This is a genomic window from Bradyrhizobium sp. TM233 (genome assembly GCF_036247965.1).
Taxonomy (GTDB): Bacteria; Pseudomonadota; Alphaproteobacteria; order Rhizobiales; family Xanthobacteraceae; genus Bradyrhizobium; species Bradyrhizobium ottawaense.
In genome coordinates, this window is record NZ_BTIG01000114.1 from 1 (window position 1) to 1,960 (window position 1,960).

The 1,960-nt window shown below is 58.6% G+C and carries 1 protein-coding gene; it reads right to left on the minus strand.

Annotation, left to right across the window (positions count from 1 at the left end):
* On the minus strand, window positions 1–1,134 hold a 1,134-nt coding region (locus tag AABA86_RS33905), incomplete at its 3' end, for a VCBS domain-containing protein (RefSeq protein WP_338309835.1).
* Window positions 1,135–1,960 lie beyond the last annotated feature (826 nt).

Below are 1,960 nucleotides of genomic sequence, written 5' to 3' on the forward strand. Positions count from 1 at the left end.
GGTCACCGTCACCGTGCCGGTGGCGGTGCCGTCCTGGCTGGTCACCGTGAACTGGTCTTGGACCTGCTGGCCGGCGGTGAGCTCATCGTGGGCGCCATTGCCGGTGTAGCTCCAGGCGCCGTTGGCGTCGATGCTGAAGTCGCCGTAGGTCCCGTGGATGTTCGATTGTGCCACGACATGGGCTTCGCCGCTGTCGGGATCCACAATCGTCAATAGGCCGCTCGTGTTGAGCGCGGCGGCGGTGTTGCCCTCGGTGACGGACTTCGCCTCGGAAGAGACCGTAGCCGAATCGTTTGTGCCTGTGATCGTGACCGTCACAGTCTGGGTAGCTGTCGAGCCGTGGCCGTCATTGATCGTCACCACGAAGCTCTCGGTGATCGTCTGGCCCGCAGCGAGGTACTGGGCGGCCGCGTTGTTCAGATTGTAGTGCCATTGCACCGAGCCGTTGGCGGCATTGTCCATCTCGTTGACAGGATCGAGCGAGAAGGCGCCGAGCGACGTGGTGTTGGAAGAGGCTGCCGCGAACGAGGCCGAATGCGTGTCGCCGAGATCGGCATCGTTGAAGCTGATGGTGCCGGCCGCGATCTGCGAATCCGAGAGATCCGGCGTGGCATTCGCGTCTTCTACCACCGAGCCGCTCTGCGGACTCGATGTGATGAAGACCGAGTCGTTTGCGCCATTGAACTGGAGTGTCACGGCCGCCCAGCTGAGCGTGCCATTACCCAGCTGGATAGCGTAAGTGAATGTATCAGTCAGCGTTTGCCCGGTCGCCAGCGCCTGAAGCTGAACGTTGATGTCGCCCTTGTCGTAATGAACGGTGCCGTCCGCTTCGATCCAGATGCGTGCACCGAGGGCGCTGCGGTCACTGGTTGCGGCCATTCCGGCGGCATCACTGCTGTACGCCACATCTTTGACCAGCAAGTCCGCAGGTGCGTAGTTCTTGGTGGACGCGGAGGCGCTCGTTCCATTGTCCAGGGAGAACAGCGTCTTGGCCGCGCCCCCGAGGTCATTTGCCAGCACATTCAAGATGAGAATGTTGCTGGCGTCCTCCGTAAACGAGAAGATGTCGACATTGGCTTGCGGAGTATTTCCGAAAGAGACCGTGCTGCCGCCACCCGTTGTTTGCGTCGCCATAGCTAAATCCTCTGAGTAAAGCGCCGTCCGTGTTCACGGAACCGCACAAATTGCACAATGACGCGGTGATGACCGGCCGTTGCCTTGCCTATGTTGCTGAGTAGGACTGCCGCTTGGCCAAGGGCTTGAAAAATGCGCAAAGAGAGCATCTGACGAGCTCAAGGCCGGTTTGGAGCTAGCGTCGCTCCGAACTCGCGATAGGATGTCGTGTGCACGGTCGCGTGCCTGACAGGCGCAGAGGGCGCCTCCGGCGCCGCCCTGTACGCGATGGCTCGCGCACCATTCGCAAGCGCCAAACTTGGCTCGATAGAAGGATCACATGTTGGCGGAGAAGAACTCGAAATTGCCCGAGCCCGGCCGAACGTTGCTCCGGACTCGCATACAAAATGCGCGCACGTCATTCGTAGCCCTCGTCTGCCAACGCGGAGAGGGAGTGTCGCTGTCAATCAATTCACGCAAATCACGAGCGCTCGCTCGGACGAATGATGAGTCCGCCCCAACGCGACGATCCGGCCAATTGCTGCCAAGTTACGCGAAGAGATTTAGAGCTGTATCCCCCTGCCCATTCATGTGCGGTCTTGGTCCGCCCACGCCCGGCAATCATTTATTGATCTCAATATTCTTCGGCTCCAGAACCGAAGGTCGCGAGACTAGAGCGATCACGATCCCGGATTAAATCGAAAGCTAGATTATTATAATGCGACCGTCAATTTATTTATTAATTTTCCGCATTTAATTATTAACGAGTGAAAATCAAAAGCAGGAAGACGCCCGGTTCGCTTTCCCACGAAAATCAGGGATTCGCAGGGGTTTACCCCATGTCAGC